The organism is Dyadobacter sp. LHD-138, from assembly GCF_030929615.1.
GTDB lineage: Bacteria > Bacteroidota > Bacteroidia > Cytophagales > Spirosomataceae > Dyadobacter.
Genome location: NZ_JAVFVU010000009.1, coordinates 1 through 5202, shown reverse-complemented (window position 1 = coordinate 5202; position 5202 = coordinate 1). Strand labels below are relative to the sequence as shown.

Here is a 5202-nt window from a genome sequence, read left to right as displayed (position 1 = left end):
CAAAAAGATTAACGCAAAGGAAAAAGGTGCAGAGCACCATAATAATTGTAGAAAAACAAAAAGATTAGCGCAAAAGAAAAAGGTGCAGAGCACCACAATAATTGTAGAAAACAAAAAGATTAGCGCAAAGAAAAAAGGTGCAGAGCACCATAATAATTGTAGAAAGACAAAAAGATTAACGCAAAAGAAAAAGGTGCAGAGCACCACAATAATTGTAGAAAACAAAAAGATTAAGGCAAAGAAAAAAGGTGCAGAGCACCATAATAATTGTAGAAAAAAAAAGATTAGCGCAAAAGAAAAAGGTGCAGAGCACCACAATAATTGTAGAAAACAAAAAGATTAAGGCAAAGAAAAAAGGTGCAGAGCACCATAATAATTGTAGAAAACAAGATCACACACTAACTAAGGTGCAGAGCACCGAAATGTCTAAAAAATGGCAAACACATACACACAGCTATATATCCAAATCGTTTTCTCCGTCCAGGGCAGAGAAAGTATTATAAAAAAGGCCTGGAAAGATGAATTGTATGCTTATATCGGTGGAATCATTTTAAATAAAAAATCGAAACCACTGGCCATTAACGGGATGCCGGATCATATTCACATTTTTATTGGATATAATCCAACCATTACTTTACCAGCTTTGGTCGAAGAGATTAAAACATCTTCTAACAAGTTTTTAAAGGATAGATATAAAACACCTGTATTTAACTGGCAGAAAGGATACGGAGCATTTTCATATAGTCGTTCGCATATCGATGCTGTTATAAAGTATATTACCAATCAGGAAGTACACCATAAGACGCGTACATTTCAAGAGGAATATACCAAGATGCTAAACGATTTCGAAATTGAATATCAGGAAAAATATCTGTTTGATTTTCAGGAGATTTCATCCTGGGATTAATAATGACTCTTAAAGCGTACCAGACAAATTAACATATTTTTAAATAACTAAATGAAAACCAGAGCCTTATCCTTTTTACTTGGTATTATCCTTCTTGGATGTGCCGTTCACCAATCCTCACAAAATGCTGTGAGTAAAACCGAGGCCGTCAAAGGCCGCAGGATTGAAGTGCTTTTTCTGGGGGATACCATCGGCCATCACAAATCCGCCGAGCGTGCACCTCAGATTATGGCTGCTTTGGGACCAAAAGGCATCAATTTCACCTACACGGATGATTTGAACGATCTTAATCCTGAAACGCTTAATAAATATGATGCATTAATGCTCTATGCAAATTGGGACGCTATTGCTCCGCAGCAGGCAAAAGCATTGCTGGATTACGTGGCCAGCGGAAAAGGATTTATTCCGGTACACTGTGCTTCTTACTGTTTCCGCAACAACCCTGAGGTTGTAAAACTAATGGGCGGACAGTTCTGGCGACACACCTGGGATACCATCCAACCGGTTTGGACTAAACCGGATCACTCTGCGATTGCTGGCGTTAAACCTTTCAAAACGGTTGACGAAACGTATTTGCATACCTTGTTGCAACCTGACAATATTGTTCTGACGGAGCGTATTATCCAGAAAGATCAGGCAAAAGATAAGCCAGGCGTAGAAAAAGAACCTTACACCTGGGTTCGTACCCACGGAAAAGGACGTGTTTTTTACACGGCTTACGGACACGACGAACGTACCTGGGCACTTCCCGGTTTTCATGATCTGATTGAAAAAGGGATTCTTTGGGCCGTAAACGATGATACTAAAAAGGCTTTCGCGGCTTTGGCTCCGAAACCTTTCGAATATCGAGAGGCTAAACTTCCAAATTACGAACAACGTCCTGGCCTGCAGCTTCAGCAATTACCGCTTTCTCCCGAGGAATCGGTAAAACATATCCAGATTCCGGTTGATTTCACCCTGGATGTTTTTGCCCATGAGCCCGACGTAATGCACCCAATCGCAATGACCTGGGATGAGCGCGGCAGATTGTTCGTGTTGATCACAAAAGATTATCCGAACGAAAGAAAAGATACAGGCGGCAGCGATTACATTTTAATTTGCGAAGACACAGATAAAGACGGGAAAGCGGATAAATTCACCAAGTTCTCTGATGATTTGAGTATCCCAACCGGCCTTGTATTTGCCAATGGCGGTTTGATCGTTTCACAGGCACCACATATGTTATTCCTTCAGGATACCAATGGGGATGACAAAGCTGATGTAAAGAAAGTCCTTTTCAGCGGTTTTGGAACGGGAGATACCCACGCAGGACCATCAAACCTGCATTATGGATTTGATAACTGGGTTTACGGATCGGTAGGTTATTCAGGATTCAAAGGAAAGGTTGGCAAAAGCGAGCAACTTGATTTCGGGCAGGCTCTTTTCCGTTTCAAACCAGATGGTTCGGATATGGAAGTGGTTGCAAAAACATCAAACAATACCTGGGGACTAGGTTTCAACGAAGCCGGTGATTTGTTCGGTTCTACCGCCAATAACTCGCACGGATGGTATAGCGCCATTCCAAACCGTTATTTCGGAGCGAGCAAAGTGGATAACGGAAGCCGCAGCACCGATACGCATAAAGACATGCAGCCTATCACTCCGAAAGTTCGTCAGGTTGACGTATTTGGCGGTTTTACTGCTGCCGCGGGACATAATTTTTACACTGCCCGTGCATTCCCTAAGAAATACTGGAACAATGTCGCGTTTGTTTCCGAACCGACAGGACATATTCTGCACCAGAATTTCATGGCGAAAAAAGGTACCGATTATGAAGATAATCTTGGCTTTAACCTCCTTGCTGGTGCCGATGAATGGGTAGCTCCTGTGTTTGCAGAAGTGGGTCCGGACGGAGCCGTCTGGGTTGCCGACTGGTATAGCTATATCATCCAGCATAACCCTACACCAAAAGGATCTGACAACGGCGCCGGTAATGCTTACGAAACACCTTTGAGAGATTTTACACATGGTCGTTTGTACCGTATTGCCTATAAAAAAGCACCTGCTTATACACCGGTTTCTTTAAGCAAAAATCGTCCGGAAGAATTGGTAGCTACTTTGAAAAATACCAATATGTTATGGAGACGTCATGCACAACGATTATTGGTGGAGCGTGGACAAAAAGATGTTGTTCCTCAGTTGATCGCTTTGGTAAACGACAAATCTGTTGACGAAGTTGGACTGAATACCACTGCGATTCACGCTTTGTGGACACTGCAAGGACTTAATGCCATTGAAGATCCACAGGTTCTGGCTGCTGTAACGGCTGCTTTGAAACATCCAAGCAACGCCGTACGCAAAACAGCGGTTCAGGTATTACCACGTAACGCAGCAACGGCTAAAACTTTACTTTCTATCGATGCTTTGCATGATAAAGAACCGTTGGTAGTCTTGAATTCGCTTTTAGCTTTCAGTGAAATCGCATTAACACCGGAAGTTGAAACAGCTGTTTTGACACTTCTGGATACGTATGCACAGGCTGATGACCGCTGGATGCCGGATGCTTTTGCTGCCATTCTGAATGCACATGACGGGGCACTGCGTAAAAAATATCTGGCAGGTCGTGTCGGCAAAGCAGGTTCACAAAAAGCTACTGCTGACAATTCTAAAAAAGCGGCCATGGATCATTCCTCGATGAACCATGATAACCACACGGCCAACAAGGTAACTGTTCAGGGCTCTGCGGAACTTGCCATTACCAATATTTCCATCGAGCCTGCCACGCCTTATGTACGTGAATATGCCAAGGTGGTTATTGAAATTACAAACCAGGGTAGTGTTGCCGTTCCGAAAGAGCTTGTTCCGGTTGTAAACGTAGGGATCAGAAGCCGCTCTTTGAACAGCAATTATGTTAGCCGTCAGCTTACAAACGGAATCGCGCCTGGTGAAACCATTAAACTGACCGAAGGCAATAACGGCCCATGGAGAAGCACTTTCGGGTTTGTTTCCGATGAAGCCGGAAAAGTAACGGTCACTGCGACGGTGGATGTGGATAACGTGGTTCCTGAAAAAGAGGAGAACAAAAACAACACATTAAGCAAATCCTTTGAAGTAAAACGCCTGGATCGTTTATCAGACTTTGCTTTGGAAAGAGCTACCCGCGGGTTTACATCTTACGCTTCGGGCAATGAGGTTATTGAACTGATCAAAACAGCGGAATCTCTTGATCCGCAAGGCAGAAATGCCGTTTTGAAAGGTGTACTCGGTGCCTGGAACCCAAAACGCAAAGAAACGGCTACGGATGCAGACCGCACTTTACTGGCATCGGTAAAAGGTAATATTCAGGATGACCTGAGTACGAAATTCACGACGTTAATGGAATCTTATGGCATAAAAGACGAGGTTGCCTCCGATCCTAATGTTCAGATCGTTCGTATCAAGGCGATCCGTGAAGAAATGAAATTCAGCGTTACGGAATTTACAGCGGTGGCAGGAAAAACGGTTGAAATTATTTTTGAAAACCCTGACGCCATGCAGCACAACATCGTCGTTGGAAAACCAAAAACAGCCGCCATTATCGGTGCCGCTGCGGATAAAATGATCACAGCAAAAGATGGTGCGGATAAAAATTACGTACCCAATATCCCGCAAATTATTGCGGCAACGCCACTGGTTAACCCTGAACAAACCTATCGTTTGAAATTCGTGGTGCCAAAAGAAGTGGGCGATTACCCTTACGTCTGCACATTCCCGGGTCACTGGCGTTTGATGACAGGGGTTATGAAAGTAGTAAAAGAATAATAAATTCAACAGGCCGTGGCTTCACGGCGACGGCCTGTTTTACATAGTATCTAAAACAGATTTACGATCATCCTTTCACACCAACACAACTGCCTATGAAAAAATCTTAAACAAGCACCGCAAAGAACGTTTATAGAATAACGTTCCGAAAGAAAATCTCATTGGCTCCTTAGAAACGTACTGATAAAATCTCAGAGCAATATTTTCAGCAAAATATTGTGCAGGGAGAAGTATTGTCGATTTTAAATATAACTATAACAATATTTATTTGATCAATACGAATAAATACTACCAAAACATTGCTTACTATCTCATCTCTAATTTAATTTTTTACACAATGGAAAAACGTAACGGATGTCCGGAATGGGGTATTTCCAAAGCCCTTGGCGTTTTATTAGAGACTGTAAAATGAACTCTGTCTAAAAGTTTTAACTTTAAGACAGAACATGGAAAAGACGGAATTCGAACAGATGCGCGATAAGGCGCTCGAACAGTTGATGAAAGGACAATCATTA

3 protein-coding genes are annotated in these 5202 nt (G+C 42.6%); all 3 read left to right on the top strand.

Annotated elements, in window-relative coordinates:
• Window positions 1–343 (top strand): hypothetical protein (locus RB622_RS08710; RefSeq protein WP_308046175.1); only part of this gene is annotated, 343 nt, incomplete at its 5' end.
• A gap of 90 nt (window positions 344–433) precedes the next feature.
• Complete coding sequence (tnpA, locus tag RB622_RS08705) at window positions 434–907, top strand: IS200/IS605 family transposase (protein WP_308046174.1); 474 nt, start codon at window positions 434–436, stop codon at window positions 905–907.
• Window positions 908–958: 51 nt separating this feature from the next.
• Complete coding sequence (locus tag RB622_RS08700) at window positions 959–4687, top strand: PVC-type heme-binding CxxCH protein (protein ID WP_308046173.1); 3729 nt, start codon at window positions 959–961, stop codon at window positions 4685–4687.
• Window positions 4688–5202: the final 515 nt, after the last annotated feature.

Excerpts from the sequence above, each read along its gene's own strand:
- tnpA (WP_308046174.1), top strand. The coding sequence starts at position 434 with ATGGCAAACACATACACACAGCTATATATCCAAATCGTTTTCTCCGTC.
- RB622_RS08700 (WP_308046173.1), top strand. The coding sequence starts at position 959 with ATGAAAACCAGAGCCTTATCCTTTTTACTTGGTATTATCCTTCTTGGA.